The 22,720-nt window shown below is 50.9% G+C and carries 18 protein-coding genes and 1 CRISPR repeat array; of the genes, 13 read left to right on the forward strand and 5 right to left on the reverse strand.

Annotated elements, in window-relative coordinates:
- Positions 1-615: 615 nt before the first annotated feature.
- The 3 genes from ACFVRY_RS15425 to ACFVRY_RS15435 form a co-directional block, all read right to left on the reverse strand.
- Positions 616-957 (reverse strand): YtpI family protein, encoded by a 342-nt coding sequence (locus tag ACFVRY_RS15425; protein WP_387501101.1) that lies wholly within the window; start codon positions 955-957, stop codon positions 616-618.
- A gap of 93 nt (positions 958-1,050) precedes the next feature.
- Positions 1,051-1,554 (reverse strand): sporulation membrane protein YtrI, encoded by a 504-nt coding sequence (locus ACFVRY_RS15430; protein WP_387501103.1) that lies wholly within the window; start codon positions 1,552-1,554, stop codon positions 1,051-1,053.
- A 1-nt stretch (position 1,555) separates the two neighbouring features.
- Entirely contained in the window at positions 1,556-1,882 is a 327-nt protein-coding gene (locus ACFVRY_RS15435; protein ID WP_387501104.1) for a YtrH family sporulation protein, read from the reverse strand.
- Positions 1,883-2,024: 142 nt separating this feature from the next.
- On the opposite strand from ACFVRY_RS15435, the gene ACFVRY_RS15440 reads away from it, so the two are divergent.
- The 6 genes from ACFVRY_RS15440 (at position 2,025) to pyk (ending at position 10,327) form a co-directional block, all read left to right on the forward strand.
- Positions 2,025-5,690: a DNA polymerase III subunit alpha gene (locus ACFVRY_RS15440; protein WP_387501105.1), complete on the forward strand. Its 3,666-nt coding sequence runs from the start codon at positions 2,025-2,027 to the stop codon at positions 5,688-5,690.
- Positions 5,691-5,764: 74 nt separating this feature from the next.
- Positions 5,765-6,271 (forward strand): phosphatidylglycerophosphatase A family protein, encoded by a 507-nt coding sequence (locus ACFVRY_RS15445; RefSeq protein ID WP_387501106.1) that lies wholly within the window; start codon positions 5,765-5,767, stop codon positions 6,269-6,271.
- A 146-nt stretch (positions 6,272-6,417) separates the two neighbouring features.
- The gene (locus ACFVRY_RS15450) at positions 6,418-6,606 is read left to right on the forward strand and encodes a glutamate decarboxylase (protein ID WP_066374408.1); all 189 of its coding nucleotides are present in this window, start codon (positions 6,418-6,420) and stop codon (positions 6,604-6,606) included.
- Between the two features lie 73 nt (positions 6,607-6,679).
- Positions 6,680-7,573, forward strand: coding sequence for an acetyl-CoA carboxylase, carboxyltransferase subunit beta (accD, locus tag ACFVRY_RS15455; RefSeq protein ID WP_387501107.1), 894 nt, complete (start codon positions 6,680-6,682; stop codon positions 7,571-7,573).
- A complete protein-coding gene (locus tag ACFVRY_RS15460; RefSeq protein WP_387501108.1) occupies positions 7,574-8,575 on the forward strand; it encodes an acetyl-CoA carboxylase carboxyltransferase subunit alpha in 1,002 nt (333 codons plus the stop codon).
- 330 nt (positions 8,576-8,905) lie between these two features.
- Positions 8,906-10,327, forward strand: a complete 1,422-nt coding sequence (gene pyk, locus ACFVRY_RS15465) for a pyruvate kinase (protein WP_066374195.1) — start codon at positions 8,906-8,908, stop codon at positions 10,325-10,327.
- Positions 10,328-10,569: 242 nt separating this feature from the next.
- Here pyk and ACFVRY_RS15470 read toward each other — a convergent pair whose 3' ends face one another.
- The gene (locus tag ACFVRY_RS15470) at positions 10,570-11,337 is read right to left on the reverse strand and encodes a G1 family glutamic endopeptidase (RefSeq protein WP_387501109.1); all 768 of its coding nucleotides are present in this window, start codon (positions 11,335-11,337) and stop codon (positions 10,570-10,572) included.
- 101 nt (positions 11,338-11,438) lie between these two features.
- On the opposite strand from ACFVRY_RS15470, the gene ACFVRY_RS15475 reads away from it, so the two are divergent.
- From ACFVRY_RS15475 to ACFVRY_RS15485, 3 genes are read left to right on the forward strand one after another with little or no spacing between them, the layout of a single operon-like run.
- The gene (locus ACFVRY_RS15475; RefSeq protein WP_387501110.1) at positions 11,439-12,614 is read left to right on the forward strand and encodes an MFS transporter; all 1,176 of its coding nucleotides are present in this window, start codon (positions 11,439-11,441) and stop codon (positions 12,612-12,614) included.
- Between the two features lie 40 nt (positions 12,615-12,654).
- A complete protein-coding gene (locus ACFVRY_RS15480; RefSeq protein ID WP_387501111.1) occupies positions 12,655-13,191 on the forward strand; it encodes an acyl-CoA thioesterase in 537 nt (178 codons plus the stop codon).
- The gene (locus ACFVRY_RS15485) at positions 13,188-13,586 is read left to right on the forward strand and encodes an FxsA family protein (RefSeq protein WP_387501112.1); all 399 of its coding nucleotides are present in this window, start codon (positions 13,188-13,190) and stop codon (positions 13,584-13,586) included. Before ACFVRY_RS15480 ends, ACFVRY_RS15485 begins: the two co-directional genes overlap by 4 nt.
- 657 nt (positions 13,587-14,243) lie before the next feature.
- Here ACFVRY_RS15485 and ytvI read toward each other — a convergent pair.
- Entirely contained in the window at positions 14,244-15,359 is a 1,116-nt protein-coding gene (ytvI, locus tag ACFVRY_RS15490) for a sporulation integral membrane protein YtvI (RefSeq protein WP_387501113.1), read from the reverse strand.
- Positions 15,360-15,760: 401 nt separating this feature from the next.
- Here ytvI and citZ point away from each other — a divergent pair, with 401 nt between their 5' ends.
- The 4 genes from citZ to ACFVRY_RS15510 all read left to right on the forward strand — a co-directional run bounded on the left by citZ (position 15,761) and on the right by ACFVRY_RS15510 (position 22,663).
- Entirely contained in the window at positions 15,761-16,873 is a 1,113-nt protein-coding gene (gene citZ, locus ACFVRY_RS15495; RefSeq protein WP_387501114.1) for a citrate synthase, read from the forward strand.
- Positions 16,874-16,983: 110 nt separating this feature from the next.
- Entirely contained in the window at positions 16,984-18,279 is a 1,296-nt protein-coding gene (gene icd, locus ACFVRY_RS15500; RefSeq protein ID WP_387501115.1) for an NADP-dependent isocitrate dehydrogenase, read from the forward strand.
- A 72-nt stretch (positions 18,280-18,351) separates the two neighbouring features.
- A complete protein-coding gene (mdh, locus tag ACFVRY_RS15505; RefSeq protein WP_387501396.1) occupies positions 18,352-19,293 on the forward strand; it encodes a malate dehydrogenase in 942 nt (313 codons plus the stop codon).
- A 358-nt stretch (positions 19,294-19,651) separates the two neighbouring features.
- Positions 19,652-21,958: direct repeats of the CRISPR family, unit length 32 nt; unit sequence GTCGCTCCCCATGCGGGAGCGTGGATTGAAAT.
- Positions 21,959-22,234: 276 nt separating this feature from the next.
- A complete protein-coding gene (locus ACFVRY_RS15510) occupies positions 22,235-22,663 on the forward strand; it encodes a hypothetical protein (RefSeq protein WP_387501116.1) in 429 nt (142 codons plus the stop codon).
- Positions 22,664-22,720: the final 57 nt, after the last annotated feature.

Here is a 22,720-nt window from a genome sequence, read left to right on the forward strand (position 1 = left end):
AAATAAAGCTCTGTTATTATAAATAAAAGAGGACCTTGCACCGCCGTGCGCATGTCGCGCGGCATGGTAGACGAGTCAGAGCCCGGTACACGTCCTCACGCTTACCCTATAAAGCTCGGCTCTGATTTAGCAGGAAAATATACCGTTAATTCTCCTCTTTCAAGGGTTTTGTCTGAATTAACGGGAAATTCTCCAGTTATTTTGCCACTTTGATAAGAGAATCGAGGGTTATCGTAGAGAATAGCGGTAGTTTTTCCCGTTATTTTTGCAATCACTTCATTTTCGAAAAATTTAACGGGAGTATTTCCAGTTGTTTAAGCGCTGCTTATCATGCATTTTTACTTTACCAGATCTGCACGCCTAAAGACTGGAGTGGTTTTTGTTTTGGCTCTTGCATTGATTTTCTCTTGGTTTGCGCTTGGGCTTTCACCCGCTTACCCTAAGCTTAAGAAGGAGAACGTCGATCAAAAAAATAGAACATGGAGGGTTCAGGAACTTCCTGAGCACCGCCATGTTCTATTTTTTGCATCATTTTTTAAGCTGATGGGCTTCTCATTTAAGGTATATACCTGGTTTTGAAACAGCCTCATTCGACATATGCATTTGGCTCTGTAATCAGCGCTTGGAGCCAGCAGAGGTGACGCTGGTCTCGTCTTCAGCAGCCATCTTCAGACGGCTGAAATGCCCGAAGCTGCGTAGCCCCGAGAACAGATTGAAGATGCCGATTAGCAGGAAGGCAGCCTCTACAATGATGCCAACGGTGGAGCCGCGATAGAGGAACATGGACATCATGGCCAGGGTTAAGAGCATCGCACCTAGCAGCATATTCATGAAGGATTTTTTGAGTCCGCGATCCACGGGGTCCGCGCTGCGGCGGGAAGCGAAGCTGTAGTAGGCCGCGCCGATGACGAAGGCGACCAGCAGAATGAATAGCGTGTACTTGACGAACATAATCATGGTCAGGCAGCTCCTTTTCAGGTCTACGAGAGTCGGTTTGCAGGGTTCAAGGACGAACGCCTGCCGCTGCCTCTTATTGTATCATGATTGTCCTTAGGTGCGCTTGTAAGGATTGATTTCCACCCAAATTTGCAGCACGCCTTCCATGACGAGCATGGTGCGGATACGCACGGCATATTCCTTTTCCCGCACAATGTAGAGCTTGCCGTCCAGCAGAAGGCGGGCCAGCTTGCCGTCAGTATCAATATCGAACATACTACGGCCGCGCATCGGTGCGAGATCCTTGCTCATTTTGCTAATAATCTCCTTCACGGTGGCCGGGTCCATTACAGGTTGGCCTTCTTTGATCTTGCCTTCCTCAGCGCGCAGCTTGATCTCTCGGATGACCGTAGAGCTGTTGTTGTATTTCTTAAGAGTCTGAATATCTTTACGGTATTGATCAATCTGGAGTAGCAGATCCTGATTCTGCAGCCACAACACATTATAGGTCATATGAAAAATCGCGTTGTACACAACACTCCCTACGACCATCCCAACCACAAATACGGCGGTAATTTGGGAGAAGCGGCGGTAGCGGTGAAAGGGCGGAATCCTCACCTCACTGCCCCCTGCCGCAGACCCATTTGACTAGCTCACTTCCCATATGAGCGCCGAGGAAAGCGAATCCCAGATACAGGACCTGCTTGATGGCGGGGGATAGATTACCGCCCAGCATGTTGCTCTCGATGACCCGCATGGGATCGATCGTTCCGCCCACTGCGGCGGCAAGCGCCCAGATTTTGATCCGGTCAGCAACCTCCAGCATCGTCTGTGTTGGCGGCTGGAGGGAGACGACGGCACCGATGCCGCCGAGCATCGCCCCGCCCAGGACAATGCCGCAGGCAATAAAGAAATCAAGGACGGCCTTGCTCAAAAAAATGCTCATATTAGCCCCTTTCTGGAACGCAGCCATCCTCTGCCTCGGCCTGTCCCTGTGCTCTCTCTCCATTCTATGGGCGTGTCCCCCTCTAATATGATAAAATAGTTTCATAATATGTTTGATTTTTGGAGTGGAAGGAAGTGGGATCATGAGCTCTTTCGTGCATTTGCATGTGCACAGCGAATACAGTTTACTGGACGGAGCGGCGCGGATCACTGATCTTGTGCGCCGGGCCAGCGAATACGGCATGACATCGCTGGCGCTTACGGATCATGGAGTGATGTACGGGGCCATTCCCTTTTATAAAGCTTGCCTAGCGAAAGGCATCAAACCAATCATCGGCTGTGAGGCCTATTTGACGGCTGGTTCACGCCGGGAACGAGGTAGCCGCAAGGACCAACCCATTTATCATTTGATCCTGCTCGTCAAGAACGAGATCGGGTACCGAAACCTGATGAAGCTGGTCTCTATCGGTCATCTGGAGGGCCATCATTATAAACCGCGGATTGATATGGATGCCCTTGCCGCACATGCGGAGGGCATTATTTGTCTCAGCGCTTGTCTGGGCGGTGAAGTACCGCAGCATCTGCTGCATGGCAGGGATGAGGAAGCGCGCCGGGCTGCGCTGCGATATAAGGAGATTTTTGGTGAAGACTTCTATCTGGAGCTGCAGGATCATGGCATTTCGGAGCAGAAGCGTGTGAATCCGAAGCTGATTGCGCTTGCTGCAGAATGCGAGATTCCCCTTGTTGTGACCAATGATGCTCATTATCTGACCAAAGAGGATGCCGAGGTACAGGATGTACTGATCTGCATCGGTACGGGCAAGACTGTGGATGACGAGGAGCGATTGAAGATCGGCTCCAACCAGTTGTATCTGAAGAGCGGAGAAGAGATGGCAACGTTGTTCCCGCATGTGCCGCAGGCTATTGCCAACACGGCGGTGATTGCAGAGAAGTGCAATCTGGAACTCGTATTTGGAAATCACATTTTGCCGGCGTACTCGCCGCTGCCAGAAGGGAAGGATGCTGCCGCCTATTTGCAGCAGCTCTGCCGGAAGGGACTTGAGGAACGGTACGGAGATACGCCGCTATGGGAATCGCCGGAACAAAGGAAGCAGGCCGAGGAGAGACTGGCCTATGAGCTGGGTGTTATCGGGAATATGGGCTTTAGCGATTATTTTCTAATTGTGTGGGATTTTATCGCTTATTGTCATCAAAAGGGCATTGCTACCGGACCGGGCCGGGGTTCCTCCGCAGGCAGTCTGACGGCCTATGTGCTGCGAATCACCGATGTGGACCCGCTTAAATATAATTTGCTCTTTGAGCGTTTTCTGAATCCTGAACGAATCACCATGCCGGATATTGATATTGACTTTAGCGACGAACGGCGTGACGAGGTTATCAGCTATGTCGTGGATAAATACGGCAGTGAGCATGTGGCGCAGATCATTACATTCGGTACGATGGCCGCACGGGCGGCGGTGCGCGACGTAGGCCGGGTGCTCAACCTGCCTTACGGCGAGGTGGACAAGGCCGCGAAGCTTATTCCGGGTCAACTCGGCATCAGCATTGCCCGGGCGCTGGAGACATCCCCTGATCTGAAGGCGATGTATGAGACGAATTCGAGAACACGGGAGCTGTTAGATATGGCGATGAAGGTGGAAGGCATGCCTCGTCACGCTTCCACCCATGCCGCGGGGGTTGTCATCTCCAAAGGGCCACTGACGGATGCAGTACCGCTGCAAGAGGGCAATGAGAGTACGGCCTTGACGCAGTATTCTATGGAGCATCTGGAGAGCGTTGGTTTGTTAAAAATGGACTTTCTGGGCTTGCGAACTTTGTCGATTATTGAGCGGACGATGAACTGGATCAGGGAAATGACCGGCAGTCCCCCGGATTTTCGCTTGATTCCGGATAATGATCCCGGGACCTATGAAATGTTGGGGGCTGGTGAGACCACAGGGGTCTTCCAACTGGAGTCGGCTGGTGTCAGACGGGTATTGAAGGACCTGAGACCAAGCGGTTTCGAGGATGTGATTTCGGTTCTTGCGCTTTACCGTCCGGGTCCAATGGAGTTTATTCCGAAGTTCATCGCCGGTAAGCATGGCCATATAGAGGTGGAATTCCCGCATCCAGATTTGGCGCCGATTTTGTCGGATACGTATGGCATCATTGTCTATCAGGAACAGATTATGCAGATTGCTTCGCTGATGGCAGGTTTCTCGCTGGGAGAGGCCGATCTGCTGCGCCGTGCGGTTTCGAAGAAGAAGAGGGAGACGCTGGACAAGGAACGCAGTCACTTTGTACAGGGTAGCCTGAAGCAGGGTTACACCGAAGAGGATGCCAACGCCGTATATGACATGATTGTACGTTTTGCCGATTACGGCTTCCCGCGTGCTCATGCCGCCGCCTATGGTGTACTGGCCTTCCAGACCGCTTATCTTAAGCACCATTATCCGGTGCAGTTCATGGCATCCATGCTGACTGCAGTGATGGGAACCCATCGCAAGGTGGCGGAATACGTGCTGGAATGCCGCAGAATGGGCATTGGTGTTACGCCGCCGGATGTCAATGAGAGCGGCGTGTTGTTCACTCCGGTGCCTGGCGAGGACGCCGGACATATCCGCTTCGGTCTTGCCGCTGTGAAGAATGTCGGCACGCTGGCCGTAGAGAATATTATGGAGACCCGCAAGGAGCGTCCATTCGACAGTTTACTCGATTTTTGTCGACGCGTGGACCTGCGGGTCTGCAACAAACGGGTGGTGGAATCGCTGGTGCAAGCCGGTGCTTTCGACCGTCTTCCTGGGCATCGGGCTCAGCTTCTGGCCATGCTGGATGAGACTGTTGATGCGGCAGTGAAATGGCGCAAAGAGCGGGACGAACTTCAGATCCAGCTGTTCGATGATCTGGTCGAGACCCCCAATTGGGAAATCCGCTACCCCGATATCCCTCGGTTCACAGTAGGGCAGCAACTGGAGCTGGAGCGTGAGCTGCTGGGCTTGTACCTGTCCGGCCACCCGCTGGACGACAGTGCAGGCTTGCTGGAAGAGCAGGGCATTCAGCGGCTCATGGACCTGAGTGAAGCTCCGGACGAGAGCCAGACGGTCACGGCCGGAATGGTCGTGTCTGTCAAGGAGATTACGACGAAGGCTGGCAAGGCAATGGCCTTTATCGAGTGGGAGGATCAGATCGAGCGCTGCGAGGTCGTACTGTTCCCCGAGGTGTGGAAGCGAAGCCGCAGCCTCATCGACAAAGGTGCGCTCCTTGCCTTGCGGGCCAAGGTGCAGCAAGAAGACGAAGGCTTCAAGCTGCTCGCCGAGGAGGTCGCGCCGCTCTCGGGTGATGCGCTGCGAGGTCTACTGCAGCGCCGAAATGCCGCCGCGGCCCGCCCGCAGAGCGGGGGCCGCTCCGCATCTGCGGGGCGGACGGCGGGCTCCGCGCCGTCCCGCGGCCCTGCGGCCGCAAGTGCCGTCGGCGCCGCCGGCGGACCGGCCGGGGCACCTCCAGCCCCGGCGCAGGCCCTTGCACCTGCGCCACAAGGGCCTGTGGCCTCCGGACAGAACCGTCCGCCGGCCACAGAGAACGGTCAGCGCGTGTTCATCAAGATCACGCCGCATACCGAAGAAGCAGGCTTGTTGCCGCGCCTGAACGGGCTGCTTCAGGCCCATCCGGGGCCTGTCGCGACCGTGCTGTTCTATGAGCGCTCACAGAAACTGCTCGCGCTCAGCGACAGCTACCGGATCGATCCCTCTCCGGCGCTGCTCACAGCCATTGAAAGCATGCTGGGTGCAGGTACAGTGAGAATAAAATAAGAACATTTCACTCCTTTTTCGCATACATTTAGGAAACCACATGGCATATCCTGTGCGGAAAGGGGAACATCATCATGTCATATCAGGAGCTTGCAATAGATTTGCTGGAGAGTCGGGGCGTATCCTTGTCGTCCATCGCGAAAATTGTATATATTTTGCAATCCGTATATTATCCCGCCTTAACGGAGGAGGAGTGCCTTTCAAGTGTAAGGGCAGTCCTTGGCAAGCGGGAGGTGCAGTACACGCTGATGACTGGAATTGCACTGGATGAGCTGGCGGAGCAGAAGCTGCTGCCGCAGCCGCTGCAAGCTGTGCTGGAAGCCGATGAGTCGCTGTACGGGGTGGACGAGACGCTAGCGCTTGGCATTACCAGCGTGTACGGAATGATCGGTCTCACCGGATTCGGGTACCTGGATAAAATAAAGCTTGGCATTATTGGTGGGCTAAACGATGATAAAGACAGGATCCATGTGTTCCTGGATGACCTAGTATCGGGCATTGCCGCGGCGGCCTCCGCGCGGATTGCGCACCGTCACGAAGGGGCAAAAGTCTATCCTGGCCCTACTGGCAGCAACCCATAAACTACGGATGATTCAGAGCTTCCTGGCCTGCCCTAGTCCTCCATTCTTGGCGCTTGTCCTGTTGCGGGGAAAAAGAGAACTGTGTTATCATGATTCCATTATACGGGATACGGGTGAGAATTAAGATTGGGGAGGCCTTGCAGGGCATGTGGACGGTAATCTATATCGCGCCAACCGCCAGAGTGGCGGATATGATTGAAAGCAAGCTTACGGAAGAAGGATTTCTGGTAAAATGCCGTCCGATTAATATGTCCAAGCAGCAGTTTGAGATTCTGGTGCCTTCAGGAGAACTTGAAGAAGTGCAAGAAGTCCTTAATCTGATTTTGCATCCCTGAATGATTATTTATAAAGCAGATATGACAGCGACAAGCTGCATAACTCAAATAAACGGCTGAAGAGGTGCGACCCTTGTTCAAAGATTTATTTCAGAAAAAACGGAAGTACGCGACGATTCCTTCAGAACGTCTGGAGCGAACCGGCGGCCCGGTGGAAGGCGAACGCCCTAAACGGGAGATTCCTGAAGGACTGATGAGCAAGTGCAGCAAGTGCGGCACGATCCAGTACAGCAAGGAGCTGGAGAAGAACCTCAAGGTCTGCCCGTCCTGCGGGTACCATATGCGACTGAACGCCTCTGAGCGTGTAGCAATTACACTTGACCCGGAAGGGTTTATTGAGTTTGATAGCGAGATGACATCTGTTGACCCGCTGGAGTTTCCAGGTTACGCTACCAAACTGGAGCAACAACAGCTGAAGACAGGCCAACCCGATGCCGTTATTACAGGCCAGGGATCGATTGAAGGTCAACCAGTCATTGTAGCGGTGATGAATTTCGAGTTCTTTACCGGGAGTATGGGTTCGGTTGTCGGAGAGAAAATTACCCGCGCCATTGAAGAGGCAACGGAGAGAAGACTACCGCTCTTGATCTTCTCAACCTCCGGCGGTGCGCGGATGCAGGAGAGTATTCTCAGCCTGATGCAGATGGCGAAGACCAGCGCTGCATTAGCTCGCTTTAGCGAAGTCGGAGGGCTGTACATTTCCATTATCACAGACCCGACAACCGGCGGCGTATCCGCAAGTTTTGCCAGCCTTGGCGATATTATTATAGCAGAGCCGGGAGCAGTCTTCGGCTTTGCCGGACGGATTGTGATTGAGCAGACGATTCGCCAGAAGCTGCCGGATGATTTCCAGACAGCTGAGTTTAACCTGCAGCACGGCCAGCTGGATCTGGTGGTACACCGCAAGGAAATGCGTGCCACACTCTCCAAGCTGCTGGATCTGCATAATGTGAAAGGGGGAGTTTAGGTGGCAGGAGAGTTGCCTTTTGAATTGCCCCTGGTTGAAATGCGTAAGAAAATCGCTGAATTGAAGCAATTTGGTGAAGAGAAGGGCATCGATTTCAGCGATGAGGTTGCCCGTTTGGAAGATCGTTACCGGGTGCTGGAGAACGAGGTGTATTCCAATATTTCTCCATCCCAAAAAATGCACCTGGCCCGGCATCAAGGCCGGCCGACTTCGCTGGATCTGATTAATCTGATCTTTAGCGACTTCATTGAGCTGCACGGCGACCGGATGTACGGAGATGACCTTGCAGTTGTCGGCGGATTGGCCAAGCTGAATGGCGTGCCGGTAACTGTTATCGGCCAACAGCGCGGTAAAGATACCAAGGACAACATCCAGCGCTTCTTCGGGAGTGCGCATCCGGAGGGCTTCCGCAAAGCACTGCGGCTGATGCAGCAGGCGAACAAGTTCAAGCGTCCGATCATTACCTTCGTAGATACCAAGGGAGCCTATCCCGGCAATACAGCCGAGGAGAGAGGCCAATCCGAGGCGATTGCCCGCAATCTTCTGGAGATGTCTCAATTTGGTGTACCAGTGATCTGTGTAGTCATTGGCGAAGGCGGGAGCGGCGGGGCTTTAGCTTTGGCGGTCGGCAACCGGGTACTGATGCTGGAGCATGCCATCTATTCAGCGATCTCGCCGAATGGTGCGGCATCCATCCTGTGGAAAGATGCCTCCAAGGCAGATGTGGCGGCTGAAGCGATGAAGATTACCGCGGATGATTTGCTCGCCATGGAAGTTATCGAAGAGATCGTACCGGAGCCGAAGGGCGGCGCACATCGTGATTACGAGGCGACTGCAGTAGCGATCAAGGATGCGCTGTGGCGTCATTTGCAGGAGCTGTCGGATATGGATTGCGGCGAACTGAAAGAGGATCGTTATCTCAAGTTCCGCAAAATCGGAGAGTTTTCCGAGGGCCAGCAGGAGCAATTAGTACTGGAAGAAGAAGTGCTTAGCAAGGAGTAATACCTTGCTTTTTATTTGCACTTTCTGACATATTATACTTTTGGGACGCCACAGTGCTGGAAGTTTCCATTAACCATTTTATACCATAGAAATAATCCTGGTGTGATGCCGGGATTATTTTTATTTTGAAGGCATTTTCTGAAAATTCGACGTAAAATTACAGCAAAAAGACGCTGGAACATTGATTTTGTGTCTGAGTTGCAGTAATATTCATAAGGGCGAAGTAAAAGGTACATGTGATAAAGTTCCTATTCAAACCACAAGCCTTATAGTAGATTCTGTAGTTGGAAAAAGTGAGACAGAGAGAACGAAAAAACGGAGGATAACCTAATGCGGAAAAGTAAAATTGTATGTACGATCGGTCCTGCTAGTGAATCGTTGGAGAATATCAAAAAATTGATTTTGGCTGGTATGAATGTAGCCCGTCTGAACTTCTCCCACGGCGATTTCGAAGAGCACGGAAACCGGATTAAAACCATCCGTCAGGCATCTGCGGAACTGAACAAGACGGTTGCAATCCTGCTCGATACCAAAGGACCGGAGATTCGCACAGGCAAGCTGGAAGTAGAACCTATTGAACTGGTACAAGACGAGTATCTGACACTGACTACGGAAGAAATCTTGGGTAACCAAAGCCGTATCTCTATCACATACAGCGAACTTCCTAACGATGTTCAAGTGGGTTCCACAATTCTGATCGACGACGGCCTGATCGGCTTGACTGTTGTCGACATTCAAGGCACAGAAATCAAGACCCGTATTGTCAACGGCGGAACGATTAAGAGCAAGAAAGGTGTTAACGTGCCTGGAGTTGCTATCTCGTTGCCTGGTATTACGGAAAAAGACACCAACGATATCATTTTTGGGATCGAGCAGGACATTGATTTTATCGCCGCTTCCTTCGTTCGCAAAGCTAGCGACGTTCTGGAAATCCGCGAGTTGCTTGAGAAGCACAATGCTTCCCACATCCAAATCATTTCCAAAATCGAAAACCAACAAGGTGTTGACAACCTTGATGAAATTTTGGCAGCTTCTGACGGCCTGATGGTTGCCCGTGGTGACCTTGGTGTGGAAATCCCTGCTGAAGATGTGCCATTGGCTCAAAAGCTGATGATCAAAAAGTGCAACGTGGCTGGCAAACCAGTTATCACAGCTACACAAATGCTGGATTCCATGCAACGTAACCCGCGTCCTACCCGCGCTGAAGCGAGTGACGTAGCAAACGCAATCTTCGACGGAACCGATGCAATCATGCTTTCCGGCGAAACTGCTGCAGGGAAATATCCAGTTGAATCTGTACTGACTATGTCCCGTATTGCTGAGAAAGCGGAATCCGCGCTGGATTACCGTGAAATCTTCAATAAACAGCAATTTGCACAAGAAACAACTGTAACTGAAGCGATCAGCCAATCCGTTGCGATCTCCGCACTGGACCTGAATGCTAAGGCAATCATTTCTTCCACGGTAACTGGTCATACTGCACGTGTAGTTTCCAAATACCGTCCAAAAGCACCTATCATTGCTGTGACAACACAAGAGAGAACTATGCGTCAATTGTCTCTGGTATGGGGCGTAACACCGGTTTACGGACAAGTAGCAACCTCTACGGACGAGCTGCTTGAAACAGCACTTAAAGGTGGTAAAGATTCCGGTCTGGTACAAGGCGGCGACCTCGTCGTAATTACTGCTGGTATTCCACTGGGCCGTTCCGGTTCCACAAACCTGGTTAAAGTGAGCCAAATTCCTAACTAATAAGGCTGTGTGGGGCTTGCCCCTACCGCAGGTTGATCCATGTCAAAAAGCAATGGTGCATGCACCATTGCTTTTTTTAAATATAAGAATTTATATGCTTTACGCTATAAATCATCCTTATATTTCTCGCTGAAACGGATACCGTCGCTTAGAGGACGGCAAAGCCGTTTCTACTTGTCAGAAGTATAACCCCATATGCATGGGGTTATTTTCACGTCCGGATTCCTGTGATTTGTGTTATCCTAGTGGGGCCGATGTCTAGGAATGCAGCGAGATCGATCGGGGCTGCCCTTACAGGCAGACGGACTTTTGTGTCGGTAGACTACTCTTCTAACGGTAAATGCATCGCCGCAGGGGCTAGGACAAGAAGGTAAAGCAACCGTGATCTTATTCTGGACCATAATTCCTCCCTGGGCTGGTGTGAGCTTCGCTTGTTTACCGTTGATCCGGCACCGATTGAAGGGAACTCGGCTTACACGGGCGAGCGCTGCAATTCGTCCGCCAACCTGTGGGGCTTCCAAAATCCATTCGGCGGAGCTCTGCGGTCCGGTGTAGCACTGGTGAGTCCGGAAGGTCCATTTCCGGGTCAAATTACGGAGTGTGATGCACCATTTGGTACGGCTTATTTTGACGATGCTGGCCTGCATAGCATCACCGGGTGATACTGGTAGCGGAATAATAGTCTCAAATGCCGGTAGAATTTCCCACCAGGCATAATAATGCGCTTTGCCATTCTCGAAAGTATGACCTGTCCCGGTCTGAATCAGGTTGCTGTTCCCGAAGCCGTCAATGCCAATCCAGGCAGACGAATAGGCTGAACGGGCGGAGGGCTTAACGAAGGGAACATGCCATTCGCCGGAAATTCGGTGATAGGCTCCTCTTTTACCGCTGAGTGCATACCCGCTCCAGTTACTGGAGGACCAACCGAATCCCTTGTTGCGGGCCTGTGATGTATTGTTGTTATCCTTAATACAGGGCTGATGGCGCTTGACAGAAATGCTGTGATTCATAGATTCACCACCTTCATTGGTCCTGTTGTATCTAATGCACCAAAGAAATACGAGGCATGGGTGTTCCGCTAAAAATAGGATGGAGAGGACTTTTGGCATACATGGAAAAACTTCTGAAGCTGCGCAGCTTTTATCTCTTTCTGGGGCTGGCTGGCGGCTCATTCGGATCGTATCTCACGCTACTGCTCGTCCATAACGGGCTTGACAGCAGTCAGATCGGCATGCTGATGGCCATTGGCACCTTGATCGCCATTGTGATACAGCCGATGTGGGGCATTATATCCGACCGGTATAACCAGACGCGGCTTGTGCTTATCCTAAGTGTAGCTGTACCGGCGGTGTTAGCAGTCTTTTACCAATCCGAATACTTCTTCGTACTGCTCCTGGTATATACGATTGCTACGATATTCTCCTCCACACAGGCCCCTATCGCCGATTCTTACGCCATTGCGGCAGCGAACAGGGTAGGGTCAAGCTATGGCAGCATTCGTCTCATGCTGAGCATAGGAGCGGCTGTAGGCGGGTATTTGGGTGGCAGGTACATCACTGCGTTCTCCGTGTCGACGATCTGGCTGCCGTTTATGCTGTTCAATCTCGTTGCGGTCCTGATTGCCCTGACCTTGCCAAAGCAAGCCGAGGAGAATCACATGATGAGTCAATCCTTCTCCCAAGGAGTGCGCAAACTGCTCGGAAACCGGGTGTTTCTAGCCTTCCTTGGCGGCAGCTTTCTCGTCAATCAGACGATGGCTGCGTTCGGAACCTATTTCGTGCTTGCTTTCAAAACAGTCGGCGGCTCCACCAGCTCTGCCGGTATTGCCTTGTTTATTGCCTCGGTCACTAATGTGCCATCCATGCTGTACGCCTCCAAGGTGATCCGCAGGTTGGGCCGGGAACGCACACTGCTGATCGGGGCGCTAATATATGTGCTGCGCTGGGGCATTCAGGTGGCATTTCCATATCCATCGGTCATGATCGGGGTACAGGTGCTGCATGGGTTGTCGTTTGGACTGTTCTATATTTCAGCGGTGGAATATGTATCACAGATTACTTCAGCAGACATGCAGGCTACAGGGCAAAGTGTGTTCAGCATGGTTTTCTCCGGATTTGCTGGGATCGTCGGCAACCTGTTGAACGGATTCCTGTTAAATCAGGGCGGGGTCATGGCAATGAATGTGGCTTGCATGGTAAGCTCGGCCGCAGGCGCAGTTCTGCTTATTTATGTATCGAAAAGTGCGCGGCGGAACAACGATATACCCGCAAAGGGGCTCGGCGCCTGAAAGTAGTATTTTTATTAAATAGAGAGAGGAGCATTTCCTTATGGCTTCACGTGATCTGGGGACATCCAGCCCTTGGTACGGGACGGTTTTCCGTGTCCGTTATCAGGAAACTGATCAAATGCGCGTGGTCTATCATGCCAATTACTTGAATTGGTTCGAGACCGGCCGTACGGAGATGTTTCGCCAGCTTGGCTTTACGTATCGGGATCTTGAAGATAGAGGGGTGCTATTACCCGTCACCTCTGCAGATTTGCAATTTAAAAGTCCGGCGCGCTATGATGATCTTATTCTCGTGTACGCGCGCTTGACGACCTTTTCACAGCTGAGAGTCGTCTATGAATATGAAATTCGGCGGCTGCCTGGGGAAGGGCGTAATTCTGCCGGTGATCCTGACGTTTATGTAGGGATGAAGGCGCCGCTTTATGCGGGTGATCCGCCCGGAGAACTGCTAGTTACAGGCTCTACAAGCCATGTCTGGCTGAACCGGGATTGGAAGCCTACAAGGCTGGACAGAGCCCTTCCGGAGCTGTTTCATGCGATTACAGGGACGCTGCGGGAAAAGGGGGGATCATTATGATGAGGAACAAATGGCTATGGGCTGCATTATTTATTATCCCGGCCGTGGAATTATTCGGGTTCATTTATGTTGCAGATTTTCTCGGCGCACCCAAAACATTGCTGCTGATGCTGACAACCTCAGTGATCGGTCTTGTGATGATGCGATTTGAAGGAAAGAAAGTGCTGCAGGACAGCAAACGGCATGTGGAGGAGGGGCGTGTCCCCGGCCGCACGATGCTGGACGGCTTATGTATTTTTTTCGGCGGGCTGATGCTGATTCTGCCGGGCTTCATCACCGATGTGATTGGATTTACGCTGGTGTTTCCGTTGACCCGGCCGTTATATCGGACCTTTCTCCTACGATGGATTGAGAAAAAAATGAAGAACGGCACCTTCACGTATTTCCGCCGATAATCGGTTTGGCCGACGGGCTGTGCGGAGAAGAACGCATAGTCCGTAAGTCTGATTATTCGTTGTGAATGAAGCAGGAGAAGAAAAGATAAAAGTAATAGGCGTTAGTTGTAATCACGTAACACTCATAAAATGAATTTTGCGCGTGCAAAAGGCCCCCATCCTCCAGAATTGTGGAAGAACGGGGGCCTTTTGTTCAGAATCCGTGAGTTTCTTTTTTATAAGAGCAGATTTCGAATTTCGCATCCCCTGCACCTCTATATTTAACGGCGAAAATAGTCTATAATCCCAAAAAAAGGGAACTGTTGTATCTTATTTTCGGAAAATCATGCTGAAAGGGGCTATTGTGGAAGAATTAAGGTACAATATTGCCTTTAATCTCCACCTAACCGATAGTAGCAAAATATTTAAGGTACAAAAATGCCGTTAATTATGTTTCGGAAACTCTTATTATAGATTCATCGTCTAGCCTAAGAATCGATGCCGCTCCGGTGAGGATAGCACTTTTGGTTGCTTTTGCCTCCAGATTTCTTATATTTTACCGCTTGTAGTGGTTTAAATTTAGAGACAAACTATGCTCCCACCTTCATTCTCGCCTTCCTTGGCCGGCCCGTGACTATGGTTCGCATGTGCTGGGCATTAGCCTGCAACAACTTGCTTTCACCGGAGCCGGCCGCTGACAATATAGTTATGCAATACTTGAAAAACGCCGGCCCGATTGAAGGCATTCAACGTCACTAGGAGGACTGGGCCGAGTATCAGTCCCAGCATGCCAAACAGTTGAAGACCGGCGAACATACCGATCAGCATGGCGAGCGGATCAAGCCCGACACTGCTGGCGAGGACCTTCGGCTCCAGTACCTGGCGAGTAATTAGAATGATCCCGTAGAGAACCGACAGACCGATACCGAGTGCCAGATTGCCGGTCATGTAGGAATAGACCAACCAAGGGATCATGACGATGCCCACCCCGAGATAGGGAAGCAGATCGACAATACCGATCATGAGCCCGATAGCAAACGCGGACTTCACACCCAGCACCACTAAACCGGCAATGACAATAACTGCGGTGATAGAGATCAGGATAAACTGGGCCCGGATGTAGCCGAACAGTGCCTTGCGCAGATCCAGCCAAATGTCCGAGACGGGCTTGAGCAGCGGTGCAGGTAACCATTTGGTTATTCGTCCGTTATGTCGCTCCCAACTGGTACTGAGGAAGAACGCAGCCAGGACCACTACAACGGTAATGGTGCCAACGCTGGGTAGGGCGGAAATCAATTTCAGAATGACGTTGAAGAACCCTGTAACGAGTTGGGTCACAGCATAACCAACCGTTTCGGTGGTACGGCTGATATTGCTGTCGATGGTGGCGTGATAGCCGGGATTGTCCTGATAGAACTGGTTAATTTGGTTGATAATATTCTGAATACTGGCGTTGCGGCTCCAGGATAGTAATAGTTCGCGCCACTGGTCAGTATGTAAATTGAAGGTCTGTAGCAGCACGATCAGCTCCTTGACGAGCCGGGTAATCAGCGCGGTCAGTACTAGAGCGGTGCCTCCAATATAGAAGAGCAGGGACAGTGAAACGGCGAGCCAGCCGGGAAGCTTTAAATCCTTAAGCAGAAGTACCAGTGGGTGCATGATATAGGCGAGCAGCCAAGCCAGCAGCAGAGGATAGAGGAGGGGGAGCAGGACATAGGTGGCGACCACCAAAATGATGGCAGCTAGAACTACCCACAGGCCGCGCAGGACTCTTTTTAGCACCAGACGGTCCATATGTTATTACCTCCTTTCCTCTGGCGCAAGGGGAACCTTGCAGGATGGGAATGCTCGTACTATGTATATTCATAGAGCAAGGATAAAGACTAAAAACAGCTGATGAAAAGGATGCAAAAATCGCCTCTATACACTGAAAGCGTAATCATGAAACAGCGTTTCATATTTATTTTTCTATCTCTCCGATAAAATCATTTGATGCGCGGGTAAGCTTCCACGTTGTTCACATAACCGTCAAAATCCGTTATGATGATTATATGATGTACTTCGAGGCATTCCTTTCTCCGCATACGACCGTTTTAAATGTCTTTATTACCTAATGTTTTAATCCTTCAAATTGTAAATGTTTTCATGAACCCCCAATGGCATTTATACCCTTGTTGGCAAAGGAGAGATGTACTATGACAGCTATCAAAGGCCTGGAAGGCATCGTCGCAACCACTTCTTCCATCAGCTCAATTGTGGATGGTGTACTCACGTACCGCGGGTACGATATTGACGATCTTGCGGAACATGCTACTTTTGAAGAAACCGCTTTTTTGCTATGGTTTGGCAAGCTACCAACAGCCGCTGAGCTGCAGGTGTTGCAGCGTGATCTTAGTGCATTCGCACCGGTTCCGGAGCAGGTTATTGCCCAGATGAAGCTGTATCCCAAAGATACTAACACAATGGCTGCACTGCGCTCAGCAGTCTCAAGCCTCGCTCTGTATGATGAATCGGCAGACGATATGAGTCGTGAAGCCAATCGAATCAAAGCGGTGAAGCTGCAGGCACAGATTCCGACTCTCGTTGCTGCGCTGTCACGTATTCGCAAAGGGCTGGAACCTGTAGCGCCGAAGGAAGGCGTTTCGATAGCCGAGAACTTCCTGTATATGCTCCGTGGTCAGGACCCGGATGAAATTTCTGTCAAAGCGCTGGACACTGCGCTGGTGCTGCATGCCGATCATGAGCTCAATGCGTCCACCTTTGCCAGCCGTGTGACTGTAGCAACGCTTTCCGACATTTATTCTGGCGTTACCTCCGCGATCGGTGCCTTGAAAGGCCCGCTGCACGGTGGTGCAAACGAAGCCGTAATGAAGATGCTGGAGGAGATCGGCAGTATAGAATCCGTAGAGCCTTATGTACGCGGCAAGCTGGAGCGTCGGGAGAAGATTATGGGCTTCGGGCACCGTGTCTACAAGAACGGAGATCCTCGCGCCAAGCACCTGATGAAGATGTCGCGGGAGCTTGGATCAATGAAAGGTAATACTGAACTGTACGAAATGTCAGTCAAGATCGAAGAATTGATTACCGGCGAGAAGGGCCTGAAGCCTAACGTTGATTTCTATTCCGCTTCCGTCTACACTCAGCTGGGCATTGAGCGTGAACTGTTCACGCCGATCTTTGCCATCAGCCGGACATCGGGATGGACAGCGCATATTCTGGAGCAATACGAGGATAATCGCCTGATTCGTCCGCGCGCAGAGTACACGGGTCTGTTAGAGCAGACATACGTTCCGGTCGACGAAAGATAGAGCGGCCTTGCAGGCCGCTCCTCTCTTTTAGTAGAATTAGAGCCAAGCGTACGCGCCGAATTTTTTAAGTATATGATTCATATCACAAAATATTGGAGGAATACAAACAAATGTTGAAACTGGAAAAATACGAACTGCCGACAGAGGGCGAACAAATTACGATAGAGGACGGCAAGCTGGTTGTTCCGAATACGCCGATCATTCCATTCATTGAAGGCGACGGCACGGGCCGTGACATTTGGAAAGCCTCCAAACGAGTACTCGATGCTGCAGTAGCTAAGGCTTACGGCGGTTTGAAGCAGATTGCTTGGTACGAAGTTTTTGCCGGCGAGAAAGCCTTCAATACATATGGTGAATGGCTGCCGAACGATACACTCGAAGCAATCCGCGAATATATTGTAGCGATTAAGGGTCCACTTACAACGCCAATCGGCGGTGGTATCCGTTCCCTGAACGTTGCTCTGCGCCAAGAACTGGATTTGTATGTGTGTCTGCGTCCGGTGCGTTATTTTGAAGGCGTTCCTTCCCCAGTAAAACGTCCTGAACTGGTAGACATGGTTATCTTCCGTGAGAATACAGAAGATATCTATGCTGGAATCGAGTATCAGGAAGGTTCTGAAGCGGTTAAGAAAGTGATTGAGTTCTTGCAGAAAGAAATGGGCGCGAACAAAATCCGTTTCCCAGAAACTTCTGGTATCGGCATCAAGCCAGTATCCTCCGAAGGCTCCAAGCGTCTGGTGCGCGCAGCTGTAGAGTATGCGATCAAGCACGGACGCAAGAGCGTTACGCTGGTGCATAAAGGCAACATCATGAAGTTCACCGAAGGTGCCTTCAAGAACTGGGGTTACGAAGTGGCTGAGCAGGAGTTCGGCGATAAAGTATTTACCTGGAACCAATACGATGTAATCAAGGATCGCGACGGCGAAGCTGCAGCGAATGCTGCACAGAAGGAAGCCGAAGAAGCTGGCAAAATCATCATCAAGGATGCCATTGCGGACATCGCGCTGCAACAAGTGTTGACTCGTCCTACGGACTTCGACGTCATTGCAACGCTGAACCTGAATGGTGACTATCTGTCCGACGCACTGGCTGCGCAAATCGGCGGTATCGGTATCGCTCCAGGAGCGAACATCAACTACGTGACAGGACATGCTATTTTCGAAGCGACACATGGTACAGCTCCTAAATATGCAGATAAAGACGTTGTAAACCCAGGTTCGGTTATCCTCTCCGGCGTTATGTTGCTTGAGCACCTGGGCTGGCAGGAAGCTGCTGATCTGATCTACAAAGGCATGGAGACTGCGATCAACAACAAGACAGTTACCTATGACTTTGCCCGCTTGATGGAAGGCGCTACTGAGCTGAAATGCTCCGCATTCGCTGACGAAGTTATCAACCACATGTAAGAGTGCTGCCGGTGACAGTCTTGGATGAATCAGTCCGGCTGTCCCGTCAAAACCGATCTAGGAGGATAAATGGTGACTATCAAACGGTATAAAATTACAATCGTGGGTGCCGGGTTCACCGGTGCTACCACAGCACTTATGCTGGCTCAGAAGGAGCTTGGTAATGTGGTGCTGCTTGATATTCCCCAGCTTGAGAATCCGACTAAAGGCAAAGCACTTGATATGATGGAAGCCAGTCCTGTGCAAAGGTTCGATAGTCAGATTACCGGTACGTCGAACTATGAAGATGCCGCGGATTCTGACATTGTAATCATAACCGCGGGGATTGCCCGTAAGCCGGGAATGAGCCGTGATGATCTGGTCAATACCAACGCCGGGATTGTGAAATCGGTATGTGAAAATGTGAAGCGGGTAGCCCCGGAATCCATCGTAATTATTCTGAGCAATCCTGTGGATGCCATGACTTATGTGGCTTATAAGACCCTGGGATTCCCGAAAAATCGCGTCATCGGACAATCCGGTGTGCTGGATACCGCACGCTATTGTACTTTTATTGCCGAGGAGCTTGACGTCTCTGTTGAGGATGTACGTGGCTTTGTACTTGGCGGCCATGGCGATGATATGGTGCCACTGGTGCGTTATTCTAGCGTCGGAGGCATCCCCATTGACACGCTTATTCCTGCGGAGCGTATCGAAGCGATCGTTCACCGCACCCGTGTGGGCGGTGGTGAGATCGTCAATCTGCTAGGTAACGGCAGCGCCTACTACGCGCCAGCGGCTTCGCTGGTGCAGATGACAGAAGCGATCCTCAAGGACAAGAAGCGGATCATTCCGGTCATTGCCCTGCTGGAAGGTGAATACGGCTATGACAACCTGTTCATGGGCGTTCCTACACGGCTTGGAGCTGGCGGGATTGAGAAGATTTTTGAACTGGAGCTGACTTCTGAAGAGAAGGCCGCATTGGATAAATCGGCAGAATCCGTACGTGACGTAACGAACATCATTACAGTCTAAGTTGCGGTAAATGTTGAAGTGAAGAGCACTCGGAAGTCATTGATGGCTTTCGGGTGCTTTTTTGTACGCAGAAAAACAAGGATTTTGAGAAAGGATGGAGAATCTTGTAAAGAGTAACTCTAGTGCTGCGGGCGACTTTGTCATTCAATTTGAATATGAAAATATGGGTTTTGTTGCGTTGTAAGTGGCGGTGCGAATATATAGCTCACATGAAAACCCCGGGTCCTCCGCACCAGAAATATTACATTAAATGGATATTTTGATTAGCGTAAAGAGTTTTTTAACCTTTTGAGTAGGGTTAGAGAGTGAGTTTTCGACCATTAGAAGGGAATTTACCTTTTTATGGGCGAAAATCGCTGTCGCTCCCCATGCGGGAGCGTGGATTGAAATCGCTCGTTAGATACAAAAAGTGATTTGTACTAAGGTCGCTCCCCATGCGGGAGCGTGGATTGAAATTCCACTTTGGCCGTGTCGGCAATCCAGCGCAGCCAGCGTCGCTCCCCATGCGGGAGCGTGGATTGAAATACAGTCTCCACAAAACGGATTTGAACAAAAAATAGTCGCTCCCCATGCGGGAGCGTGGATTGAAATAGAGTTGGTGGTGCTATGGATGGAGTATCAGACAGCGTCGCTCCCCATGCGGGAGCGTGGATTGAAATTGGTAGATACCTTTTTTAGTAGCTACCATTATTATGTCGCTCCCCATGCGGGAGCGTGGATTGAAATAACAATTTTAAAGGTAGCATCGAAAGGAAAGAAGACGTCGCTCCCCATGCGGGAGCGTGGATTGAAATAAAAACTCAGGAGTTATGATGACTTCACGGCCTAGTCGCTCCCCATGCGGGAGCGTGGATTGAAATGATGATTATTAACGATGCGCCAACGTTGCTTGGCCGTCGCTCCCCATGCGGGAGCGTGGATTGAAATCTACGTCCGCAACACGGCGCTAACAGTCGGCCACACCGTCGCTCCCCATGCGGGAGCGTGGATTGAAATCGTTTTCCCGCTGTCCTCCATACGCCGCTCTTCCTGGTCGCTCCCCATGCGGGAGCGTGGATTGAAATTTTGATTGCGTCAAAGAACGTGTTGACTTTTTTGTCGCTCCCCATGCGGGAGCGTGGATTGAAATTCGTTATGGGATGGAAATGATTTCATTGGTTGATACAGTCGCTCCCCATGCGGGAGCGTGGATTGAAATAAAAACTCACTTTTGAGTTTGAATTAAAAGAGAACCACGTCGCTCCCCATGCGGGAGCGTGGATTGAAATAGGTGTAAGCACTTCTACAGCGACTGTAGTTGCGTCGCTCCCCATGCGGGAGCGTGGATTGAAATTTGGATATGTGTGGTAATCATATTTTTTTTCACAGTCGCTCCCCATGCGGGAGCGTGGATTGAAATTGCTTAGTAATTCCCTAATTTGATCATCATTAAGGTCGCTCCCCATGCGGGAGCGTGGATTGAAATTTTTCTTGCCCTTGGTACTCCGCCGCTTCTTCTTGTCGCTCCCCATGCGGGAGCGTGGATTGAAATATTGTAACAGCGGAAGGTGTACCAATGATTGTAGTCGCTCCCCATGCGGGAGCGTGGATTGAAATAATCAAAACGTGAAGCAGGGCAGCGAAGGTGGTCGTCGCTCCCCATGCGGGAGCGTGGATTGAAATGAACTGGGAGGATGTAGAACCGACAACAACCGGATCACGTCGCTCCCCATGCGGGAGCGTGGATTGAAATTTGAATTGTTATGTATTTAATCTCAATATTATCGTGTCGCTCCCCATGCGGGAGCGTGGATTGAAATGAGAGAAGTGGAATCCAGACGAGCAATTACTCAGTCGCTCCCCATGCGGGAGCGTGGATTGAAATACGGTGAAGAGATTGCCGAGGATTGCCCAACCTGCAGTCGCTCCCCATGCGGGAGCGTGGATTGAAATTCGTACAAAAAGTTTCTGCTTCGCTGTCAGCACCAGTCGCTCCCCATGCGGGAGCGTGGATTGAAATTAGAGCAGCCAGCAACTCCAAAACATGCGATGACGTCGCTCCCCATGCGGGAGCGTGGATTGAAATTCCAAATACAGCCGAAGGAACTTCAACGATATGTCGTCGCTCCCCATGCGGGAGCGTGGATTGAAATTTTGCTCTAACCTGTCCAGGAAGTTTAGAGCTGCGTCGCTCCCCATGCGGGAGCGTGGATTGAAATATACTAAAGCAGTTGGAAGTTAAACACCATCCCCGTCGCTCCCCATGCGGGAGCGTGGATTGAAATCATCCTCGAAAGTTGCTGTCGACACATATTCCCAGTCGCTCCCCATGCGGGAGCGTGGATTGAAATCAAAACCTCGATTCAAGCTGCAGGCATGGAGAATGCGTCGCTCCCCGTGCGGGAGCGTGGATTGAAATAGTATGCCGTCAAAGATTTCCGCAAAAATCGGCCGTCGCTCCCCGTGCGGGAGCGTGGATTGAAATGTGCTGGTGGAGTTTAGGAAGCATCGTAAGACATAGTCGCTCCCCATGCGGGAGCGTGGATTGAAATTCGTAACCGCAAGACCTGTTACTTCCGCTGGAGGCGTCGCTCCCCATGTGGGAGTGTGGATTGAAATCCTGTGATCAGTGAGAATGTGTTCAAGAAAGAGTCGTCGCTCCCCATGCGGGAGCGTGGATTGAAATCAGCCAGAGATACAGGAGACCACAGTCGCACTGTTGTCGCTCCCCATACGTAAGCCCAAATTTTAAATCACCCCACCGCCAAAGGACCAACAGTCGGGCAAAAACTCGTACCTCTTAGCAAAGCACTAACCCAACCAGCAACCCTCTGATAATCCATTTCCTTTTTCCCGAACAACCTTCTAATTTCGGCCCGATATCCTTTTCTTGCCTATTGATATTGGGTATAATTGATAGAGATATAACTTTTATCACAATGAATATAGGAGGAGGTACATTATGGACGGAAAGGTTTTGTTTTTCTTACATATGATCGGGACTCTGGCGTTGGGATTTTATCTGGTTCTGCCTTTTATTCTGGGCCGTGCGGAGAAGCTATCACCGGCTGCCAAAGAAGGTACGCTTAGCGCGATTGGTGGATTTAACCGTTTTGCCCAGTATGGGTTGGTTATTCAACTGCTGACTGGTGGTTACATGATGACCAAAGGCGAGTACTCTGTACCGTGGATGATTATCGTGGTTGTGCTGTTGCTGGCGATGTTTGCCCTGGGTGGCATTATGAGTAAGCCACTGCGTCTGGCCGCTGCAGGTATGCGTGAGAACCGTGATGTCTCGAGCGAGACTGGGAAAATCCGTACGATGAGTGCACTGTTAATGGTGGTTCTGCTATTGATGATGTTCTTCATGGTATACAACCAAATTATCTAGTTCTGCGCGGAACAGAATGAAAGCGTATAAAAGGACTGTTACTTGTGAGCATGGCTG

Origin of the sequence: Paenibacillus sp. NPDC057934 (genome assembly GCF_042887565.1) — a bacterium.
Taxonomy (GTDB): Bacteria; Bacillota; Bacilli; order Paenibacillales; family Paenibacillaceae; genus Paenibacillus_AQ.